Origin of the sequence: Maricaulis sp. (assembly GCF_015665295.1) — a bacterium.
In the GTDB taxonomy this organism is placed as follows: domain Bacteria; phylum Pseudomonadota; class Alphaproteobacteria; order Caulobacterales; family Maricaulaceae; genus Maricaulis.
In genome coordinates this window covers 59,896-79,729 of the sequence record NZ_JADFAJ010000004.1, presented here as the reverse complement: position 1 = coordinate 79,729, position 19,834 = coordinate 59,896, and the positions used below count along the sequence as shown (strand labels likewise).

Sequence of the window (19,834 nt, the reverse complement as noted above, 5' to 3'; positions counted from 1 at the left end):
GAACGGTCGCTGTTCGAGAACGCCTCGACGCAGATTTCCGGTGGCTGGAAAGTCGGCCTGGTGGGACGCAACGGGACCGGCAAGTCGACCCTGTTGCGGCTGATCCGCGAAGAGATCGAACACCCCACCTCGTCGGACACTTCGATCCGCCTGCAGCGCGGCGCCCGCATGGGCTGGGTCGCCCAGGAAGTCCAGCCGTCCGAGACGACGATCCTGGAAGTCGTGCTGGAGACCGATGCCGAACGTCATTCACTGATGCAGGAATCGGAAACCGCGACCGATCCCGACCGGATCGCCGAAATCTATGTCCGCCTGGCCGATATCGATGCCTGGTCGGCGGAAAGCCGGGCGGCGGAAGTCCTGATGGGTCTGGGCTTTACCGACGCCGACCTGTCGCGTCCGACGAGCGAGTTCTCCGGCGGCTGGCGCATGCGCGCCGCCATTGCCGGCGTGCTGTTCTCCCAGCCTGATCTTCTCCTGCTCGACGAGCCGACCAACTATCTTGATCTCGAAGGCGCCGCCTGGCTGGAGACCTATCTCAAGAATTATCCCCACACGGTGCTGATCGTCTCGCACGACCGGGAAATGCTGAACCGCTGCGTCACCCATACGCTGGCGCTGGAACACAAACAGCTCTCGATCTCGCCGGGCGGCTATGACGCCTGGCTGAAACTGCGCGCCGCGAAGACCGCGCTTTTGGAAAGCCAGCGCGCCAAGCAGGAAGCCGACCGCGCCCACCTGCAATCCTTCGTCGACCGGTTCGGCGCCAAGGCCTCCAAGGCCAGCCAGGCCCAGTCACGCGTGAAACAGCTGCAGAAAATGCAGGAAATCACCATCCCGCTGGCCGAGCGCACCACGCCCTTTTCCTTCCCCACCTCGACCGACAAGCTGGCCGCGCCGCTTCTGCAATTGCGCGATGCGACGGTCGGCTATGGCGAGGATGCAAGGATTCTCGACAAGGTCGATCTGCGCCTCGATCCGGATGACCGCATCGCCATCATCGGTGCCAACGGGCAGGGCAAGACCACCCTGGTCAAATCCATCGCCCGGCGCCTGCCGCTCATGTCGGGCGAGCGCACCGCCGCCCGCTCGCTGCGCATCGGCTATTTCTCGCAGGACCAGATGGACGAGCTGCGCCCCGGCGAAACCGTGCTCGACCATGTCCGCGACGCCCTGCCGGAAGGCACCACCCCGTCGCGCTGCCGGGCCGTTTCGGCGGCCATGGGCTTTTCCCACGAGAAGGTCGAGACCAATATCGAGAGGCTCTCGGGCGGCGAGAAGGTCCGCCTCCTGCTGGGCCTGATGTCGCTGGAAAAGCCGCACATCCTGATCCTCGACGAGCCGACCTCGCACCTTGATATCGACAGCCGCGAAGCCCTGATCTACGCCCTCAACGACTATAATGGCGCCGTCGTGCTGATCACCCACGATGTCTATCTCGCCGAAGGCACGGCCGACCAGCTCTGGCTGGTCAAGGACGGTCGCGCCAACCGCTATGACGGCAATCTGAATGACTACAGAAAGCTGATCCTGCAGGCGGATAAAAGGTAGGACCTGGCTCGAAGCTCCTTCCCCATCAAGGGCGAGGACCTCTGCCAGCCTGCCGCAAAGCCCTCCACCTTTCCTCCCCACATCGTGGGGAGGTGTCTTGGCGCAAGGCGACAAGACGGAGGGGTGACGCCGAAGGCGGCATGGGCGACCCCTCGCCAAGCCCATCCTCGCTTCGCTCGGACCCCATCGACCCTCCTTCGCCAAGGCTCCGGAGGCCCACTTCCCCACAGGTGGGGAAGAAAGCCCTCAACTCCACAACCACCGTCATCCACCTGTGCCCGCGAAGCGGGCATCCGGCGGCTCGACTGGGGACAGGTATATTCAACGCGTCACATCGATAGACACGGCCACCGACAGCCACCCGCGTTAAAGATACCTGTCCCCACCAAGCTCACCCCCACATCTGCATAACCGTCCTGCTGCCGCGCGATTGGCCATTTGGGTCGAAGCTGTGCTACACGCCTCGCTATTCCGGCCAGCCGCCCCTTTGGCGTCCTTTCCGGGACGACAATGGAACCCGGCCATTGATGGGTTTGGCCGGCATTTTGGCACTGGAAACAGCTTTATATGACCTTGAATCCCCGCATTGCGCCGGCGCTTGCCGCTGCGCTTGAGAAAAAGGGCTATTCTGCCCTCACCGAAGTCCAGTCCTCCGTGATCGCGGAAGAGGCTGACGGGCGCGACCTGCTGGTCTCGGCCCAGACCGGTTCGGGCAAGACCGCCGCCTTCGGCATGGCCATCGCCCCGACGCTTCTGGGCGATGACACCAATTTCAACATGCCCGACCTGCCGATGGCGCTGGTCGTCGCGCCGACGCGCGAACTGGCCCTGCAGGTCGAGCGCGAGCTGGCCTGGCTCTATGGCGAGGCCGGTGGCCGTATCGCATCCTGCGTCGGCGGCATGGATCCGCGCACCGAGCGCCGGGCGCTGGAGCGCGGCTGCCACATCGTGGTCGGCACGCCGGGCCGCCTGCGCGACCATATCGAGCGCGGCGCGCTGGACATGTCCCAGCTCAAGGCCGTGGTGCTCGACGAAGCCGACGAAATGCTCGATTTCGGCTTTCGCGAAGACCTCGAATACATTCTCGACGCCGCGCCTGCGAGCCGCCGCACCCTTCTTTTCTCGGCCACCGTGCCGCGCGCCATCGCCGATATCGCCCGCCGCTTCCAGAAGGATGCGCTGCGCATCTCGACCGTCTCCGAGCGTGGCCAGCATGCCGATATCGAATACCGCGCCCTGTCGGTCGCCCCGTCCGATCGGGAAAACGCGATCATCAATGTGCTGCGCTACTATGACGCCGAGCGCGCCATCATCTTCTGCGCCACGCGCGAAGCGGTAAACCGCCTGTCGGCCCGTTTCGGCAATCGCGGCTTTGCCGCTGTCGCCCTGTCCGGCGAGCTGACCCAGAAAGAGCGGACCCACGCCCTGCAGGCCCTTCGTGACGGCCGCGCCCGCGTCTGCGTGGCGACCGATGTCGCCGCGCGCGGGATCGACCTGCCGGGCCTGGAACTGGTGATCCATGCCGACCTGCCGACCAATTCCGACGTGCTGCTGCACCGTTCGGGCCGCACCGGCCGGGCCGGCGCCAAGGGTGTCTGCGCGATCATCGTCCCGCACACGCGGCGTGGCCGGGCCCAGCGCCTCTTGCGCGATGCCAAGCTGCAGGCCGAATGGGCCGATGCGCCGAGCTCGGATGATGTCCGCGCCCGCGACCGCGAGCGCCTGATGGCCGACCCGATCCTGACCGAAGCGGTCGACGAGGCGATGAAGGTCGACACCGACGCCCTGCTTGAGAAATTCACCGCCGAACAGCTGGCCGCCGCCTTCCTGCGCGCCCGCATGGCGACCCTGCCCTCGGCCGAGGACCTGTTGTCCGGTCCGGAAGCCCAGAGCGATCGTCCCGAGCGCAAGCCGCGCGAGAATTTCAAGTCGAGCGTCTGGTTCCGCCTGTCCGCCGGCCGCAAGGCCAAGGCCGAGCCGCGCTGGCTGCTGCCGCTGATCTGCCGCCTCGGTCATGTGACCAAGCGCGAGATCGGCTCGATCCAGATCGGCGAGAGCGAGACCCGTTTCGAGATCGACGCCGAGCATGCCGACCGCTTCGCCAAGGCCCTGGCCGAAAACGGGGGCGGCGAGAACAATATCCGCGTGACGCCGGATGATGGCTCGGAGATGCAGCGCGCCGGCCCGAATGACGGTCCGACCGATGCCCGCACGCCGAAAATGCGTCACCGCGAGAAGTCCCGCCATCGCGAAACCGACAGCGACGGCTATCCGGTCAGCCGCAATCGCGATGACGCGCCGCCGCGTTCCTATGAGGATCGCAAGCCGCACGACCAGCGCGAGCGTGACGAGGCGGCCAGCGACAAGCCACGCTATGAGAAAAAACCGTACGAGAAGAAGCCGTACGAGAAAAAGGCCTTCGGCGACAAGAAACCCTTCGGCGACAAGAAACCCTTTGGCGACAAGAAACCCTGGGGCGACAAGAAGCCGTACGAGAAAAAACCCTATGGCAAGACGGCCGAGGGTGAGCGTCCCTTCAAGGGCAAGCCGAAGCCGGATTTCGACCGCGCCGACACGCCGGTCGGTGGCGACGACAAGCCCTGGGAGAAAAAACCCCGGGCCGACAAGTCCGATTGGAAGAAGGACGACAAGCCGCGGCGTCCGCGCGCTGACAAGCCGGCCCCGTCCGGCGATGATCGGCCTGCCCGCCCGGCGCGTCCCGCCGGTGATCTGACCAATCCCAACGCCCGCCCCGACAAGGGCGAGGACAGCAGCTGGGCGCGCAAGCGCAAGCCCGCGCCGGGCGGCTTCAAGAAAAAGGCCGGCGGCTATGACAAACCGGCCGGCAAGAAACCCGGTTTCAAGAAGGATGGCGCCAAGCCGTTCGAGAAGGGCGCCACGCTGAAGCGCAAGCCGAAGGGCTGAGGCCAGCCTCCTTTTCCCCACTGCGTGGGGAGGAAAGGGCTGCACCGCTTTCCTTTGTCATCCCGGGCGGATGACCTGCGAAGGCAGGTCGCAGACCCGGGACCCATACGCCCGGTTCTGCCGGCATTCGCGACAATGGGTCCCGGATCTCCGCCCGGCTCAAGGCCGGGCCTGCGTCCGGGATGACAGCGTTATGGATTTCCTGGAGCGGCGCCTGCGGCGCACTTTCACCTCACAAGACCGGCCTTCATGGTCGTGAACTCAGGCCACGTCCGCCTTCGCGGTCGTCATGTCGTGGCTGGCTTCCTGGGCGCGCTGGATCTGCTGGCGGACATCGAGACCCGGCAGGGCTTCGATCTCGGCCTTGTCCTCGGCGAGGATGGGCAGGGAGATGGTCACCGTGGTGCCCTCGCCCTTGCGGCTGGCGATATTCATCGAGCCGCCATGCAGCTCGGACAGGGCGCGGACCAGGGACAGGCCGAGGCCGGTGCCGCGCTTTTCGATGTCGCGCGCATTGGCGGCCTGCTGATAGGGCTGGCCGAGACGACCGGCGTCTTCCGGATCAATCCCGACACCGCTATCGCCGACCGCCAGCACAAGCTGGCCGCCGGCCGGGCGCGCCATGACCACGATCGCGCCGCCCCTGGGCGTGAACTTCACGGCATTGGACAGGAGGTTCAGCAGGATCTGGCGCAGCGCCTTGCGATCGCCATTGACCAGGACCGGCCCGTCATGGCGCTTGATCTTGAGATTGATGCCGGCCTCTTCGGCCTGCAGGCGCATCATCTTGGCTGACAGATTGACGACTTCGCCGATATCAAACGTATCGCGGACCAGCTCATAGCGGTCGGCCTCGATCTTGGACATGTCGAGCACGTCGCCGATCAGCTCCATCAGGTGCTGGCCGCTTTCATGGATCAGGTCGGCATATTCGGCATAGCGCGCCGGCATCGGCCCGAACAGTCGCGCTTTCATGACATCGGAGAAGCCGATGATCGCATTGAGCGGCGTGCGCAGCTCGTGGCTGACCGAGGCGAGGAATTGCGACTTCGCACGGGCGTCCTCTTCGGCGGCCTCGCGCTGGCGCCGGGCTTCACCGAGGGCGGCCTCGAGCGCCGGACCGCTGTCCTTGGCCAGGGCGATCACCGAGCCGCCATGGATCGGACGGGTGCGCACCAGGACATCTTCGCTGTGACCGCGGGCGCCGCGAATGACCAGCTGGCTTTCGACATCGCGCAGCGCGGCCCGGCGGCCGGATGCGGCGAGATGCGCGCGGTCATCCTCGTCAAAACCGAGATCGGCGAGCGGCAGGCCCTTGAGGTCACGAGGCAGGCCGGGCGACAGATCGCGCAGGCCCTTCGAGGCCGCAAGGATATGCCCGTCCGCATCGCAGGCGACCAGCGGCACGGGCGAGGCATCGAAGGCCTTGGCGCGGACACGGCCGCGCTCGGCCTCGGCGCGCGCCTTGTCGGCATCGTGAACGGCGCGCAGGGCACCAAAGGCGAAGCCGGTCGACAGGGTCAGGACACAGCCCAGCACGAAAGGCAGGTGAAGCTCGACCGACATCGGTGCAGGCGCAATGAAACCGGCCAGCTGCAGTCCGGACACGACGAGGGCTGCCAGACCCGACTGGGCTGCCGCCTTCACCACACCGTCACGCTCGCCGCAGGCTGCCGCCATGGCAGGCGCGAGCAGGAAGGCCAGCACGCCCAGCCCGGTGATGCCACCGCCGGTCAGGGTCACGCCAACGGCAAACCCGGTCCAAACCAGGGCCAGCAGGAAACGTTCAAAGGCGCGGTCCATGCGCGGGATCAGGAGGAAGGAGAGCAGTGCCGGCGCGGCGATACCGGCGACCAGAAGCGTTTTCTCGACGGCAGAGCCGTCAAGGATCGGCCAGAGCCGCGGCAAGGCAGCCGCCAGCGTGCCAAGCCAGATCAGGTTGACGAGCGTCCCGCCTTGGCGTGCGAACCAGGCTGTTATGACAGGCGTTTTCGGCTTCATTTCGAATCGGTGTGGTGCGCTCGCATTGATGAACGGAATCTTGGCCTTCGGCGTTAACAAATACTGAATCTTAAACTTTGTTCCGTTATCGCTCCGAACCGCTAAGCCTTGTGATAATTCATCGCGGCCGCCCCCTTGGATGCGGGTCGAAGGCGAGGCAATATGCAGCGGGTCCAAAGGAGCATTGTGGAATGTTGACGTCTCTCCTCGCTATCAGCGCGCTGAGCATGAGTGTGTCACTGCAGGAAGCCGCTCCGGCTGCCGCTGAGGCTGCGGCGACCGCGCCCGGTCCGGTGCTCCAGCTCGACCAGCCCGAGGAACGCCATCCGACCCTGGTCGAACGCTCGGCCGGTGAATACGCCGCCTATCATGGTGTCATCTCCGATCTCCACTCGGCCCCGATTGCCTCGGGCGAGGATCTCGACGATGCCATGAACCGGCTGACCGCCTTCTACGGCGAGGAACGCCTCGTCCGCGCCTGGATCGCCTACGCCGCGATCATTGCCGCGCGCCATCCCGAATATCTCGACGAGGTTCGTGAGCTGGCCGACTATTATGGTCCGGAAGCCGCCATGACCGGGCTGATGTACGACCCGACCTATGCGACCAGCTTTGCCGCGTCGGAAGACGCCCAGACCTCCGTGGTCGAGGCGATTGCCGCAGACAATGCCGAGATCCGCGAAGTCTCCGAACGCTATCGAGCGGCGGCCTACGACCTGCAGAGCGAGCGCTGGGCCAATCGCAGCCATGGGGACCGCACGAACCGCCTGGCCGAGCTGTCGATCATGGGCAGCGCGCCGATCGACATGACCGATGAGGTCCTGATGACGCTGTCCAACGGGTTGGGCGAGGGCTTGCCGGCCTCGGCCCTGTTTGACCATCTCGATGCAGCCCCCCTGTCCGACCGCACCTCGGTCGCGCCGCAACTGACCCTGACGGTGGGCGAGGCCATCCCGGACCCGGATCGCGACCGGATCGGCCGCATCCTGTCGGTTGCCGCCCTGCAGTCGCTGAACAATGATGACCCCGCCCGCACCGATCAGGTTGTCGAGGCCCTGTTGTCCGACCCGGTGGTCGAACGCTGCCTGACCTGGGTCCGCCTCGACCTGCAGCAATGCGTCGCCGCAGGTCATTTCATGTATGAGGACAGCTTCTGTATCGCGGAACATGCCCTGATGGACGTCAGCCGCTGTCTGGGAAGCAGCGCGAATTGAGTCAAATTTGACCGGTTGGCTTTGTCGAATTCGGGTAAAAGTTAACGAAACGTGTGCCGATCAGAGACAAGATCGAATTTGCCGACAATTTTACACAAAATCTTCGCTCCGAATTCGCACACCATTTTCGGTAAACCCCGCAATTGCTAGCTATTGCTGAGAATTTTTCCTAGCCTCTATCATGCATTGAGATCGGCACACCCGGTTTCGGTCATAAGTGAGGTCGAACATGATGTTTCTGCTGCGTGCCGCGTTTTGGCTGGCAGTCGTGAGTTTCTTCGTACCGCAGGATTTTGCGGGCGAAGCCATGGACCTGCCTTTCAATACAGCCGAGACCCGCATCGACGCCTCGTCGAAAGTGTCGGAGTGGTGCGCCGAAAACGAAGTCATCTGTGAAGCCGGCTCGGAAGCCGCCCGCCTTGGAAGCTTCCTGGGCGAAATGGCGATGAGCCGAATTGGTGACGCCATCGAGGAGCGTCAGGAACGCCAGACCGCCGCCAGCCCCGCTGCTGCACCGGCCCGCGCCAAATCCTGATCCGGTCTGTGTTCTGAACCGAGCGCAAACCGCTGAGGCGGGTTGCCAGGCCGCCTCGCCCGCACTACCTCGGCGCTGACATGACGGCACAAGATATCCAAACCGAAATCGACGATCTCGTGGACGAGTTCGACCTGCTGGACGACTGGGAGCAGCGCTATCGCTATCTCATCGACATGGGCAAGGCGCTGCCCGACATGCCCGAGGACGAGCGCTCCGACGCCAACAAGGTCAAGGGCTGTGTGAGCCAGGTCTGGCTGGTCACCGAGCGTGACGGCAACACCCTCAGCTTCCGCGCCGACAGCGACGCCCATATCGTGCGCGGCCTCGCCGCCCTCCTGGTCCGCCTCTATTCCGGCCGCACGGGCGAGGAAATCCTCTCCGTCGACGCCCGCGACGTGCTCGCCCGCATCGGCCTGTCCGAACACCTCTCCCCGCAACGCTCGAACGGCCTGGCCTCGATGATCGGCCGGATCCGCGGGCAAGCCGAGGCGCTGTAGGGTCTCAATGATTTTCCCTCCCCACGCGTGGGGAGGTGGATTGCCGCATAGCGGCAAGACGGAGGGGCCGCCGCAGGCGGTAGCCCTCGCTGCGCTCGGACCCCTTCGACCCGAGGCTCCGCCTCGGCCCACTTCCCCACGACGTGGGGAAGAAAGTATTGTTGGGTGCGCCACGATAAACCCTTAAACTCCACCCTCCATTCTTCCCGGACGCGCCTCGGCGCGATCCGGGACCTACGGGGGACTCATCGCTTGCCGGATCGTTTCGTCGGTCCCAGGTTTTCGCCCGGGAAGAATGTTTCTGTGAAATCCTCCCCCAATCAACCGGTAGACCACCGGCAACCGAGACCGGGCCTGCCGCTATAATCGCATTGCCGACAACACATTCAGCGCCGTTGTGACCGCTGCGTCCGGGTCGGTCAGGATATCCGGGGAGACCCCCGATCCCTCCCAGTCAGCACCGGTAAGCGGATCGTGGGTGGCGCCGACCGGCACCATGAGGGCGAAACCGTGAGGCAGGGCCTCCAGCTCTGCGGCATGGCTGGCACCATAGGTTGGCGTTCCGACAATGACGGCCCGGCTTCGCGCCTGAAGGATGAACGGCATCAGCTCGCCAACGGAGCCGGTCCGACCGTCCACAAGGACAGCCATCGGCGTATCGGCCAAGTGGACGCAACGCGCGTCCGGAACCGTCTCACTGACAGCGAGGCGAAATGTCTCCCCCTCGCGCCAGCGGACGGCGAAGAGCGGTTGGCGACTGTCAAACAGGCAACCGGACAGGTGGCGAAAGAGCGCCGCCTCACCGCCCATGTTTCCACGCAGGTCGAAAATGAGCGCGCTGTCGGCCGGTACGGTGGCGAGGGCCGCAATCAGCTGTTCGGCGGCGTCCGCATTGCCGGGAAACTCCGGCAGGGTGAACAGGTCGACGGCTCCGGGAAGGCTGTGATGCTCGAACCAGGCGGCGCCCTGACCGTCCGCGTCTCCATGATCGGACTCAATACCATCAGCCGCATGGTCCGGCTCACCCGTGTGGTGCTCACTGCCCAGCAATCGACGCGCCCGCTCCGGTCCATAGACACCCAGGTGGCCGTCGCGCTGCACGGCCTGAAGGGCACGGTGCACGGTCAGGGCAAAGGCATCGGCCTCGACCTCAGGACCGGCCGCGCGGGCCAATTCCTCGAGGCGAGCCAGATACGGCTCTTCCGCACCCGGCTGGAAATATCTGGCGTCAAGCGCATCCACGATGGCCTCGAGAACGGCGCGCTGTTCGCGAGCATCGAGCCGCACGTCGGCAGGGGGCTCCACGGGCAAGGCCAGAGCCAGGCCCGTCAGGATGGCAGCGGGGATGGTCAGCATGGGAAACTCCAAATAATCTGCGCCCTTCGGGTGCTTCGATACCGCAACACTGTCCACTCACCATGTCTCACCAAGTCTCTTCACCGTCGCTGAAACTGGGCCATTGGTCGGTCGATCTCGCCGGCCGAACGGCGCGGACGACCACCCGGACGATCCAGCTGCCTCCGCGCCAGGCGCGCTTGCTGGCCGCCCTGGCCTCGGCGGCGCCGGACTATGTCAGCCGGGATGCGCTGGTTGCCGAAGCCTGGGGTGTCGGGGCCCTGTCCGACCAGGCCCTGCACAATGCCATCTCAAAACTGCGGGCCCTCTTCGACGACGACGCCGCCGCCCCCTGGCTGATCCAGACCGAACGCAATCGGGGCTACCGGCTCATGATCATCCCGGCCGAGATCACCGCCTTGACGACCGGACAGGCCGATCGCGCGGATTGGCGCAACCTGCCAGCCCGGCATCCACGTGTGGCCGGCCTGGCCATCGTGATCGCCCTCATCGCATCGGTCGTGGTTGGCCGAAGCATGGCCGTCGATCCGCTCGCTCGCCTGCTGGAAAGCGGAAATTGGGTGATTGAGACCGAGCGGGACAGCCCTCAGACCAGCCGATAAATCTCCGCCAGCCGCGTCAACGCCAGACCCAGCACCGTCCGCCCCGACCGCGCCGCCCAACCGAAACGTCGTTCCAGCGCCGCGGCGCTGTCTTCGTGAACCAGAGCCGCCTCGATCACCCGGGCGAAGGTCGGGCCGAGGGCGTCCAGCGCGTCCATGACCCGTTCCTTGGCGGCGATGGCAGCGACGGCAGCATCTTCCGGCCCCTTGCGCTGGCCCTCGGCCCGACGCGGCGCTGTTGGCGACCAGTTGCGGGTGACCGGGCTCATCAGGGTGGAGGTGTGATAATCGGCAATGAAACGTTCGCCGGCCTGGCGCTGGTGCGGCTCCAGACCGTCAAGCCAGGGCCCGAGCGGGCCTTCGCGGCGATTGGCGCGGGCGGTTGAGAGCCGCCCTGCCCGGTCGAACACCGGCCGGTCTTCCATCTCGCGATGACGCTCTGCCGGGTCCGGATCCTCACCGCGCGTACCGGCGCGCAGGGCGGCCTGGCCATCGGCCGACAGGATGAGACCATCCTCGCGTCTGGCCAGCCAGCCGCAGGCCACGGCCTCGGCAAAACGGGTCGCCGAGATGCGCGCGGTCGGGCGGCGCCGGCGATCGCCCTGCGGCAGGACCACGGCGCGGGCCTCGACCTCACCCGGCGAAGCCAGGCGCGCGCCCGGCCTCGCAAGCGCCCGCATCCAGCGCGGCGCGCTCATGACAGGCGCTCCACCGCGCCAAATCGCTCCAGCCCGGCCAGGCGCTGCAGCCCGCTCAGACGCGGCGCCGTGCGCAGGGCCGCTTCCAGTGCATCCATATAATCGTCGAAAGCCCGGTCATCGCGCCGGTCCTCGATGCGGTGACAGGCATGCGCCGCCGTCGAGCGGTCCCGCCCGAAGGCGAGCGCCACCCGGCTCAGCGGCAGTTCGAAAGCGACGTGGGCGAGATACATGGCGGCCTGGCGGGCCAGCGCGGTCTCGCGTGATCGTCGCGTCGGTGCTTCCAGCTCGCGCTGCGAGATTCCGAAAGCATAGGCGACGGCGCTCTGGGCCAGCCGGGCCCGGGCGACGTCTTCTTCCAGCTTGCACATGATACGGCTCATCCGTGCACTCCCGTTCTGACGCGGCGCCCCGATGGCCGCGACCGACGTGATGCTAAGATGGCTACACCCAGGTGGGGATAATATTCCTATTTTTGGTGTAAAGAAAGAGAGCGCAACCGGTGCGGGTTGCGCTCTCTTCATGCATGCAAGCCCTTGAGACTTAAGGCGCGAGGTAAGCGATCAGCAAGACGATCGCCAGCAATGCGCTGGTCCAGATCGCAAGCAGCCCACTGGGGATATCCCGGCTCAGGGCACCGATAGGACTGAAAACCTCGAAGAGTTTTCCACCCGTCCGGCTCCGGAAACCGCCGATCAGATTGCCGATGAAGGCCCAGAGACGACCGAACATGGCATGGCCCCAGCTGATCCCGTCGGCCAGGAAGCGACGATAGAGCCAGTCGGTGTCGATATTCACGCCGCGCTTTTCATCCGGATACCATTTCATCCGCACCAGGAAGGCAAAGGCGAACATGGCACCGAGCAGGAGCTGCATCTGCCCGACGATATGGTCAAACGTGTAGGGCTGGTAGTACAGCGCCGCCTCCGGGAAGGGCACGAGCTCGTAGAGCACACCATAATTGACCCCGAGATAGACGCAGATCAGCGCCGCGATCCCCATCGCCATCAGCATGTTGACCGGCGCCTCGCGGACGCGATGGCCACGGTCATGGCTGAAGAAGGCAAAGTAGGGAATCTTGATGCCCGAATGCTCGAGCACACCGGCCGAGGCGAAGACGAGAACCAGCCAGACGATCCAGTGGCCGTCCTGGGCCACGGCGGCCAGGGTCAGGGCCTTGGCAACGAAGCCGGAGAAGAGCGGGAAGGCCGAGATCGAGGCGGCCCCGATGAGGCAGAAGACCGTGGTCGCAGGCATCGACTTGAAGAGACCACCCAGCTCGGACGCCTTGACCGTCCCGACGCGCAACAGCACCGCGCCCATGCTCATGAACAAGAGCGCCTTGTAGATGATGTGGACGAAGGCGTGCGCCGCCGCGCCGTTGATGGCCAGCTCGGTACCGACACCGATGCCCACAACCATGAAACCGAGCTGGTTGTTGAGCGAGTAGGACAGCACCTTGCGCAGGTCATTCTCGACCACGGCGAAGAAGACCGGGAAGGCCGTCATGATGGCACCGATCCAGATCAGGACGTCCGTGCCGGCATAACCCCGCGCCAGAGCGTAAACCGCCAGCTTGGTGGTGAAGGCCGACAGCACGACCGCGCCGGTAATCGTCGCCTTGGGATAGGCGTCCTGCAGCCAGTTGTGCAGGAAGGGAAAGGCGCATTTGATGCCAAAGGCGATGAAGATCAGGAAACCGCCCAGGGTCTCGATCGAGAGGGTCTCGTCGAAGGCCCAGCTGCCGGTCTCGCTGGCCCGGATCACCGCGCCGGTGAGCAGCAGCACGCCCGACAGGACATGGATCGCCAGATAGCGCAGGCCGGCCTTGTAGGCGGCATTGTTGCGGGCACCCCAGATCAGGAAGACCGAGGAAATCGCGGTCAGCTCCCAGAACACGAAGAGCGACAGCAGGTCGCCGGCAAAAACGGCACCGAGACCGGCACCGGCATAGATCAGGCCGGCGGCATCCGCGATGCGGTCCTTCTCGTGCAGGCCGTACAGCCCGTTGATGAAGGCGGCGATGATGAAGATCAGGCCCCAGATCCGTGACAGGCCGTCAAAGCGGAAGGTCTCGAGGGTGAAACCACCCAGTTCGATGATACCGCCCAGATGATCGCCCGACGGCGCGTTGAACCACAGGCCCAGCGCCAGCACGGGGGCCAGCAGGGCGAGCCCCTTGCGCACGGTGTGAAGCGGGAAGGCCGCGGCGAGAAGACCGGCAATGATGACCGGCCAGGCCGGCGAAATGTCGTAGAAGGCCTCGATCATGACTGACCCTCCTCGTCCGTCTCATCGCCGTCCCAGTAATCCTCCTGGCGGCCGAGCAGGCCGCGGATCACGAACCAGCCAACCATGACGGCCAGCACGAAGGCGCCAAAGCCCCAGATGGCATAAAAGCCGTAAAATTCAGCCAGATGGACGTATTCATGGCGATGATGGAAAAAGTCGACCGCGACGAATCCGAGCGTCGCCGCCAGGAATATCCAGATCATCGAGGCCTTCAGCCAGGCCGAGTCGAGCCACAGGAAGGGGCGTGCGACAGGATGGATCAATTCATCATGTTTGCCGTGTTGATCGCTCACAGTGCGGCCTCCGCAGCAAGGGTCGACGACAGGAAGACCGGCGCGAGATAGTCGCGCAACGGTCCGATCAGGAAGAAGAGCACGACCACGCCGGCCGCGGTGATGACCGGCGGCAGGATGACCATGATCGGGGGTTGTTTCTTGAGCTGCGCCTCTTCAGGCGGCGAGAAGAATCCACGCGCCGAGAGCGGCAGGAGATAGGCGACATTGAGAATCGACGAGGCAATCAGCGCCACCATCAACAAGCCATGGCCGCTGTCCCAGGCGCCCTGCAGCAGGAAGAGTTTCGGCCAGGCCCCGCCCAGCGGCGGCAGGCCGATGATCGACAGCGCCCCCACCGTGTAGGCAATGAACAGCCAGGGCATGTAGCGGCCCAGCCCGTCCATCTGCGAGATCTCGGTCTTGCCGGTGGCGGTATAGATAGCACCGGCACTCATGAAGAGCGTGATCTTGCCCCAGGCATGCATGACGATCTGCAGCGCCCCGCCCAGCATGGCCAGCGGCGAGCCGAGCATCACGCCAAGCGTGACATAGGACAGCTGCGACACGGTCGAAAAGGCGAGCCGGGCTTTCAGATTGTCCTTGGTCATGGCGACCACGGAGGCCAGCACAATGGAGATACCGGCGATCCAGGCCAGCGCGTCGGCGGCCGGGGTGACAGCGATCAGCGCCGGTCCGAAGATATAGGTACCGACCTTCAGCATGGCGAAAACGCCGGCCTTCACGACGGCCACAGCGTGCAGCAGGGCCGAAACCGGGGTCGGCGCGACCATGGCATTGGGCAGCCAGGGATGGACGGGCATGAGCGCCGCCTTGCCGATACCGAAGGCGAACAGCACCAGCAGGATACTGGCAATTGCCGGCGTGACCTCGTTCACCGCAAGCAGGCCGCCGGCGATAAAATCGGTCGAGCCAGCCAGGAAATGCGTGGCGATGACGGCCGGCAGCAGAAGGCCGATCGAAGTGCCGAGCAGGATGGAGAGATAGATCGCCCCGCCGCGCTTGGCCTTGGCATCACCCTTGTGCGTGACCAGCGGATAGGTCGACAGGGTCAGCACCTCGTAGAAGAGGAACATGGTCAGCAGGTTGCCGGACAGCGCCACGCCCATGGCGGCAGCAATCGCGATACAGAAACAGACATAGAAACGGGTCTGGTTCTTCTCGTTGTTGCCGCGCATATAGCCGATCGAATACAGCGAGTTGACGATCCACAGACCCGAGGCGACCGCAGCAAAAATGGCGCCGAGCGGCTCCAGCTTGAAGACCAGGTGCAGGCCGGGCGCCAGCGTCGCCAGGTTCAGGGTCGGATGGCCCTGGGCCACCTCCACCAGATAGGCGACATTGAAGGCCAGCAGCACCGCCGCGATCAGGGTTGCCGCTTCACGCAGATTGGGGCGCGAGCCCAGCAGCGCGACGAAGACGCCGCCGATCGCCGGGATGGCAAGGGCAAGCGCGAGGGAGAGTTCAGGCGTCCACATCAGATCAATGCCCCCCCATCACGGCATCCGCGGCCGCGCGGGCCAGCCAGACCAGCGGGTCGGCGTGGAAGAAGAAATAGATATTGGCGAGTGCCAGGATCGACATCGGCACCAGCACCATCCACGGCGCCAGGCGGCGCTGCATCAGCTCGCCATGATGGCTCGGCGGGCTGTCCATCCAGATCGCCGACAGGAGCCGGGCGACATAGGCGAGTGCCAGAAGCGAGGACAGCATCAGGGCCGCCACCGCCCACCACCAGCCGCGCTCGAGCGCTGCGGTGACGAGATACCATTTCGAGGTGAAGCCGACGGTCAGCGGCACGCCGACAAGCGACAGGCCGGCAATGGTGAAGGCCATGGCCGAGGCCGGCATGGTCTTGCCCATACCGGCGAGATCCTTGACCCGGCGCACGCCGAAATTCAGCGCAAACGCGCCCAGCGCCATGAAGAGCGCGCCCTTCATCAGGGCATGGTTCATCAGGTGCAGCAGGCCGGCGGACAGGCCGGACGCCGTACCCATGCCCAGCCCCAGCATCATGTAACCGACCTGGGCGACCGAGGAATAGGCCAGCAGGCGCCGCGCATCGGTCTGGAAGACCGCCTGCAGGGAGGCCACCACCATGGCGATCGTCCCGACCACCGCGAACAGCCAGACGAAGGACATTTCGACAAAGCTGACATCCGGGTGGAAGACCGAGAAGAGGAAGCGGATCAACGCGTAAAACGCCACCTTGGTCGCCGTCGAGGCGAGGAAGGCGGTGACGAAATTCGGCGCGAAGGCGTAGGCATTGGGCAGCCAGACATGCAGCGGGAACATCGCCGCCTTCAGGCCCAGGCCGACCACGATGAAGGCGAAGGCCGCCTGGGTCACCCGGTTATGGCCATTGGCCTCGAGGATGGCCGCCATGTCGGCCATGTTGAGCGTGCCGGTCGCCATGTAGAGGAAGCCGACGCCGATCACGAAGAAGGTCGCGCCGATCGTGCCGAGGATGAGATAATTATAGCTGGCCGTCAGCGCCCGCCGGTCCTTGCCCGCGCCCATCGCGATGAGGACATAGGTCGAGATCGAGGAAATCTCGAGGAAGACGAAAACGTTGAAGGCATCGCCCGTGATGGTCACGCCCAAGAGGCCGGCAAAGCAGACCAGGAAGGCGGAATAGAAGAGCGCCTGCTTGTTCTCGGCAATCTCGTCGCCGACACTCGGCAGGGCGTAGATCACGCACAACAGACCAACAAAGCCGACCAGGAGGAGCAAGGCGACATTGAGCATGTCGACGCGATACTCGATGCCCAGCGGCGGCGCCCAGCCACCCATGTGATAGGAGACGACGCCCTCGCTGATCACCTGCCCGAGCAGGTTCAGCGACAGGAGGGCCACGGCCGCAGAGGTGAGCAGTGCCACGATCCAGGCGACCCGCCCATTCGGCATCAGGGCCGCCAGCGCCGCCGCGATCAGCGGAATGACAACAATCAGGGCCGGGGCGTGCATGGCGACGCCGGCCGGCAGGAAGTCAGCCAGAAACTGCATTATTCGGCGCTCCCGGATTCAAGCGAGTAATCGGCGGCATTCAGGGCGTCATCCTCGATCGTCCCGTAGGACTCGCGGATACGGACGACCAGGGCCAGCCCGACCGCCAGTGTCGCGACCCCGACCACGATGGCGGTCAGGATAAGCACGTGCGGCAAGGGATTGGAGTAGAGCATCTCGGCGGTCTGATGAGCCGCATCGACTGCCGTATCGGCATGATCGGCGGCATGATCGGCAACGGCATCGGCCGCATGCCCGGCCTCGGATGCGCCATAACCCGCACCGTCACCGCCATGGCCATAGCCATCATCGGCCTTGTAATTCTCAAGGATGGGCGGCGCGCCGCCGAACACCTTGCCGATGGTGATGTAGAGCAGGAAGACCGAGGTCTGGAAGATCGACAGGCCGACCAGTCGCTTGACCAGATTGCCGGTCGCGATGACGACATACAGGCCGATCATCATCAGGATGATGATCGGGATGTAGTTGAAACGTTCTGCGAGGATTTCCAGCATCGCTACCACTCCTCGTCCGGAATATCCGGCACGCGACCGGCAAAGGCATAGAAGATGGCCAGCATCACCGACGAGACCGTCGTCAACACGCCGATCTCGATCAGGATGATGCCGTAGTGCTGGCCGGTATGGTGACCCTGGTCCGGGTGCAGGGCGTCATAATCGAGATAATTGAGCGGCTCGCCGGCGCCATTCATGAACAAGGTGGCGATGCCGACGCCTGCGAAGATCAGAACGCCCAGTGCCGCGCCGAAGCGCACAGCGACCGGCGGCACGGTGCGCCGGGCGGCATCAATGCCGAAAATCAGCGCATAGAGGATCACGGCGACAGCGATGATGACACCGGCCTGGAAGCCGCCGCCCGGTCCGTACTCGCCATGGAATTGCACATAGAAGCCGAAGACCACGATGAGCGGGATCAGGAGCTTGGCGACAACCCGGAGAATCAGGTGCGGAGACATGATCAGTCCTCCTCCTCTTCACGACGCCGCGCGCCGGTCCCGAAGCCCAGCAGCAACATCACGCCGAGCGCGGCCGAGAAGACGACCACGACCTCACCCAAGGTGTCGAAGCCGCGATAGCTGGACAGGACGGCGGTGACCACATTCGGGATCGAGATATCGTGCGGCACCTGTTCGAGATAGTCGCGACCGACATAGGCATTGGCGGGGCTCTCCGGGTCGCCATAGACCGGCATGTCCGGAATGGCAAAGAAGAGCGCCGCCCCGGCGGCGGCCACCACGGCAAAGGCGGCCCAGTGGCGCCCGGCGCCGGCCGGCTCGCTCTCGCGGGCGGTGAGCAGCATCGCGCCCAGCATCAGCACGGTGGAGATACCGGCCCCGACGGCGGCCTCGGTGAAGGCCACGTCGACCGCATCGAGCGAAACGAACCAGGCGGCGCACAGCAGGGAATAGACCCCGGTCAGCATGACCACGGCGAACAGGTTGCGCAGTCGAACGATGGCAAAACCGACCGCGAGCAGCATCGCGATCAGCAGATAGTCCAGATACTGGGTCAGATCGGCATGGTTCATTTTTGCCCCTCCGACGAGCCGGCATCGGCCGGATGTTTCGGTTTGAAGTGCGACAGGTCCGGCTTCTGCCCGGCGCGGTGCGCGGCATTGGCAATGGCGTGGGTCGCGGTCGGACTGGTCAGGAAGAGCAAGAGGCCCACCAGCGCCAGCTTGACCGCGGTCTGCCAGTCACCGGCCTGCGCGATCAGGCCGACAATGATCAGCTCGGCGCCCAGCGTATCGGTCACACCGGCGGCATGCATGCGGGTATAGAAATCCGGCAGGCGCATGACGCCGATCGCACCGGCAATCACGAAGACCAGGCCGACAGCCATGGCGCCGATCGAAATCGCATCACGGGCATGCTGGAAAATCTCGGCGGCACTCATTTCTCGTACTCCCCGTCCAGCGCACGACGCAGCGACATCTGGGCGAGCGCGATTTCCAGCGAGCGGTAGCGGAAGAATTTCAGGATCGCGATGGTCGCGACGAAATTGATCAACGCATAGAGCAGGGCAATGTCGATCGCGTCCTGACGTCCGACCAGGGCCGAAAAGACGAGCAGGAAGAGCACAGTCTTGGTGCCGAAGGAATTGGCGGCCAGCACGCGGTCATACAGGGTCGGTCCGGCAAACAGGCGCGCCAGCATGATCGCCATCGCCACGGCCATGCCGATGGCGACCAGGAAAGTGAGGAATGTCATCAGCTGTCTCCTCGGCCTGTCGGGCTCGCCTTCTTGCCATCGGAGGCAATATCGGAGCGCGCGCCCATTTCGGCGAAACCGGCCGGATCGGTGAAGGAATTGTCCAGCGCGTGCACCAGGAAACCGTCATCCTCGACATCCACCGTCACGGTGCCCGGCGTCAGGGTGATCGAGTTGGCAAACACGCACAGTCCCAGGCCGGACCGCTGATCAGCCGGCACCCGGACCAGGCGCGGCTCAACCTCGATTTCCGGCTTCATGACCAGTCGCAGGACGGCGAGGTTGGCCTTGACGATCTCGCCGCCCAGCCAGCCCCAATAGGTGAACAAGGCCAGCGCCGGGCCGACCGGGACGGTCTCGCGGTCGACGATGCGCATGCGATAGGTCAAAGCCACCGTCGCGACAATGCTGATGACGCCCAGACCCATCACGATGGGATAGTCACCTGACAGGGTGAACGGGCCGGACAAGGTGAGCCAAAGCGCCACCAGAATGGCGGTCAGGCTGATGCCATAGAACATGGAAACTCCCCGCGCGATAACGCTGCTTACCCGGTAATTAGCCCCTCAGGCGAAGCTTGACCAGACGAAGCGGCGAGGAAGATGCAGACGGACCGTTTGTGGCGGCCCGG

20 protein-coding genes are annotated in these 19,834 nt (G+C 64.8%); 6 read left to right on the top strand and 14 right to left on the bottom strand.

Annotated elements, in window-relative coordinates:
- Together QZZ02_RS02990 and QZZ02_RS02985 are read left to right on the top strand one after the other, a co-directional pair.
- Positions 1-1,551 (top strand): ABC-F family ATP-binding cassette domain-containing protein (locus tag QZZ02_RS02990; protein WP_291842221.1); only part of this gene is annotated, 1,551 nt, incomplete at its 5' end.
- Between the two features lie 567 nt (positions 1,552-2,118).
- Entirely contained in the window at positions 2,119-4,476 is a 2,358-nt protein-coding gene (locus QZZ02_RS02985) for a DEAD/DEAH box helicase (RefSeq protein ID WP_291842219.1), read from the top strand.
- A gap of 261 nt (positions 4,477-4,737) precedes the next feature.
- Here QZZ02_RS02985 and QZZ02_RS02980 read toward each other — a convergent pair whose 3' ends face one another.
- Positions 4,738-6,477 (bottom strand): PAS domain-containing sensor histidine kinase, encoded by a 1,740-nt coding sequence (locus tag QZZ02_RS02980; protein WP_291842217.1) that lies wholly within the window; start codon positions 6,475-6,477, stop codon positions 4,738-4,740.
- A 191-nt stretch (positions 6,478-6,668) separates the two neighbouring features.
- Here QZZ02_RS02980 and QZZ02_RS02975 point away from each other — a divergent pair, with 191 nt between their 5' ends.
- The 3 genes from QZZ02_RS02975 (at position 6,669) to QZZ02_RS02965 (ending at position 8,726) form a co-directional block, all read left to right on the top strand.
- Positions 6,669-7,691 (top strand): hypothetical protein, encoded by a 1,023-nt coding sequence (locus QZZ02_RS02975; RefSeq protein ID WP_291842215.1) that lies wholly within the window; start codon positions 6,669-6,671, stop codon positions 7,689-7,691.
- Positions 7,692-7,920: 229 nt separating this feature from the next.
- Positions 7,921-8,226, top strand: coding sequence for a hypothetical protein (locus QZZ02_RS02970; protein ID WP_291842213.1), 306 nt, complete (start codon positions 7,921-7,923; stop codon positions 8,224-8,226).
- An 80-nt stretch (positions 8,227-8,306) separates the two neighbouring features.
- Positions 8,307-8,726 carry a SufE family protein gene (locus QZZ02_RS02965; protein WP_291842211.1) on the top strand — a complete coding sequence of 140 codons (420 nt, stop codon included), beginning with the start codon at positions 8,307-8,309 and terminating at the stop codon, positions 8,724-8,726.
- Positions 8,727-9,086: 360 nt separating this feature from the next.
- Here QZZ02_RS02965 and QZZ02_RS02960 read toward each other — a convergent pair whose 3' ends face one another.
- Complete coding sequence (locus tag QZZ02_RS02960; RefSeq protein ID WP_291842209.1) at positions 9,087-10,082, bottom strand: S41 family peptidase; 996 nt, start codon at positions 10,080-10,082, stop codon at positions 9,087-9,089.
- 62 nt (positions 10,083-10,144) lie between these two features.
- Between QZZ02_RS02960 and QZZ02_RS02955 the strand changes: the two genes are divergently transcribed.
- A complete protein-coding gene (locus QZZ02_RS02955) occupies positions 10,145-10,684 on the top strand; it encodes a helix-turn-helix domain-containing protein (protein WP_291842207.1) in 540 nt (179 codons plus the stop codon).
- Here the strand turns inward: QZZ02_RS02955 and QZZ02_RS02950 are convergent.
- From QZZ02_RS02950 to QZZ02_RS02895, 12 genes are all read right to left on the bottom strand, one after another.
- On the bottom strand, positions 10,669-11,382 hold the full coding sequence (locus QZZ02_RS02950) for a DUF6456 domain-containing protein (protein WP_291842205.1): 714 nt from the start codon (positions 11,380-11,382) through the stop codon (positions 10,669-10,671). The two genes, QZZ02_RS02955 and QZZ02_RS02950, sit on opposite strands and share 16 nt — an antisense overlap.
- On the bottom strand, positions 11,379-11,765 hold the full coding sequence (locus tag QZZ02_RS02945) for a helix-turn-helix domain-containing protein (protein ID WP_291842202.1): 387 nt from the start codon (positions 11,763-11,765) through the stop codon (positions 11,379-11,381). Before QZZ02_RS02945 ends, QZZ02_RS02950 begins: the two co-directional genes overlap by 4 nt.
- A 160-nt stretch (positions 11,766-11,925) precedes the next feature.
- Positions 11,926-13,653 carry a Na(+)/H(+) antiporter subunit D gene (locus QZZ02_RS02940; protein WP_291842200.1) on the bottom strand — a complete coding sequence of 576 codons (1,728 nt, stop codon included), beginning with the start codon at positions 13,651-13,653 and terminating at the stop codon, positions 11,926-11,928.
- The gene (locus QZZ02_RS02935) at positions 13,650-13,967 is read right to left on the bottom strand and encodes a hypothetical protein (protein ID WP_291842197.1); all 318 of its coding nucleotides are present in this window, start codon (positions 13,965-13,967) and stop codon (positions 13,650-13,652) included. The genes QZZ02_RS02940 and QZZ02_RS02935 overlap by 4 nt, the downstream gene beginning before the upstream one ends.
- Entirely contained in the window at positions 13,964-15,445 is a 1,482-nt protein-coding gene (locus tag QZZ02_RS02930; protein WP_291842195.1) for a proton-conducting transporter membrane subunit, read from the bottom strand. Before QZZ02_RS02930 ends, QZZ02_RS02935 begins: the two co-directional genes overlap by 4 nt.
- Before the next feature lie 4 nt (positions 15,446-15,449).
- Positions 15,450-16,973, bottom strand: coding sequence for a monovalent cation/H+ antiporter subunit D family protein (locus tag QZZ02_RS02925; protein WP_291842193.1), 1,524 nt, complete (start codon positions 16,971-16,973; stop codon positions 15,450-15,452).
- Entirely contained in the window at positions 16,973-17,488 is a 516-nt protein-coding gene (locus QZZ02_RS02920; protein ID WP_291842191.1) for a cation:proton antiporter subunit C, read from the bottom strand. The genes QZZ02_RS02925 and QZZ02_RS02920 overlap by 1 nt, the downstream gene beginning before the upstream one ends.
- 2 nt (positions 17,489-17,490) lie before the next feature.
- A complete protein-coding gene (locus QZZ02_RS02915; RefSeq protein WP_291842189.1) occupies positions 17,491-17,949 on the bottom strand; it encodes a Na(+)/H(+) antiporter subunit B in 459 nt (152 codons plus the stop codon).
- A gap of 2 nt (positions 17,950-17,951) precedes the next feature.
- Positions 17,952-18,521: a DUF4040 domain-containing protein gene (locus tag QZZ02_RS02910; protein WP_291842187.1), complete on the bottom strand. Its 570-nt coding sequence runs from the start codon at positions 18,519-18,521 to the stop codon at positions 17,952-17,954.
- Positions 18,518-18,889, bottom strand: a complete 372-nt coding sequence (gene mnhG / locus QZZ02_RS02905) for a monovalent cation/H(+) antiporter subunit G (RefSeq protein WP_291842185.1) — start codon at positions 18,887-18,889, stop codon at positions 18,518-18,520. Before mnhG ends, QZZ02_RS02910 begins: the two co-directional genes overlap by 4 nt.
- The gene (locus QZZ02_RS02900) at positions 18,886-19,203 is read right to left on the bottom strand and encodes a monovalent cation/H+ antiporter complex subunit F (RefSeq protein WP_291842183.1); all 318 of its coding nucleotides are present in this window, start codon (positions 19,201-19,203) and stop codon (positions 18,886-18,888) included. The genes mnhG and QZZ02_RS02900 overlap by 4 nt, the downstream gene beginning before the upstream one ends.
- The gene (locus QZZ02_RS02895) at positions 19,203-19,724 is read right to left on the bottom strand and encodes a Na+/H+ antiporter subunit E (RefSeq protein WP_291842181.1); all 522 of its coding nucleotides are present in this window, start codon (positions 19,722-19,724) and stop codon (positions 19,203-19,205) included. Before QZZ02_RS02895 ends, QZZ02_RS02900 begins: the two co-directional genes overlap by 1 nt.
- Positions 19,725-19,834 lie beyond the last annotated feature (110 nt).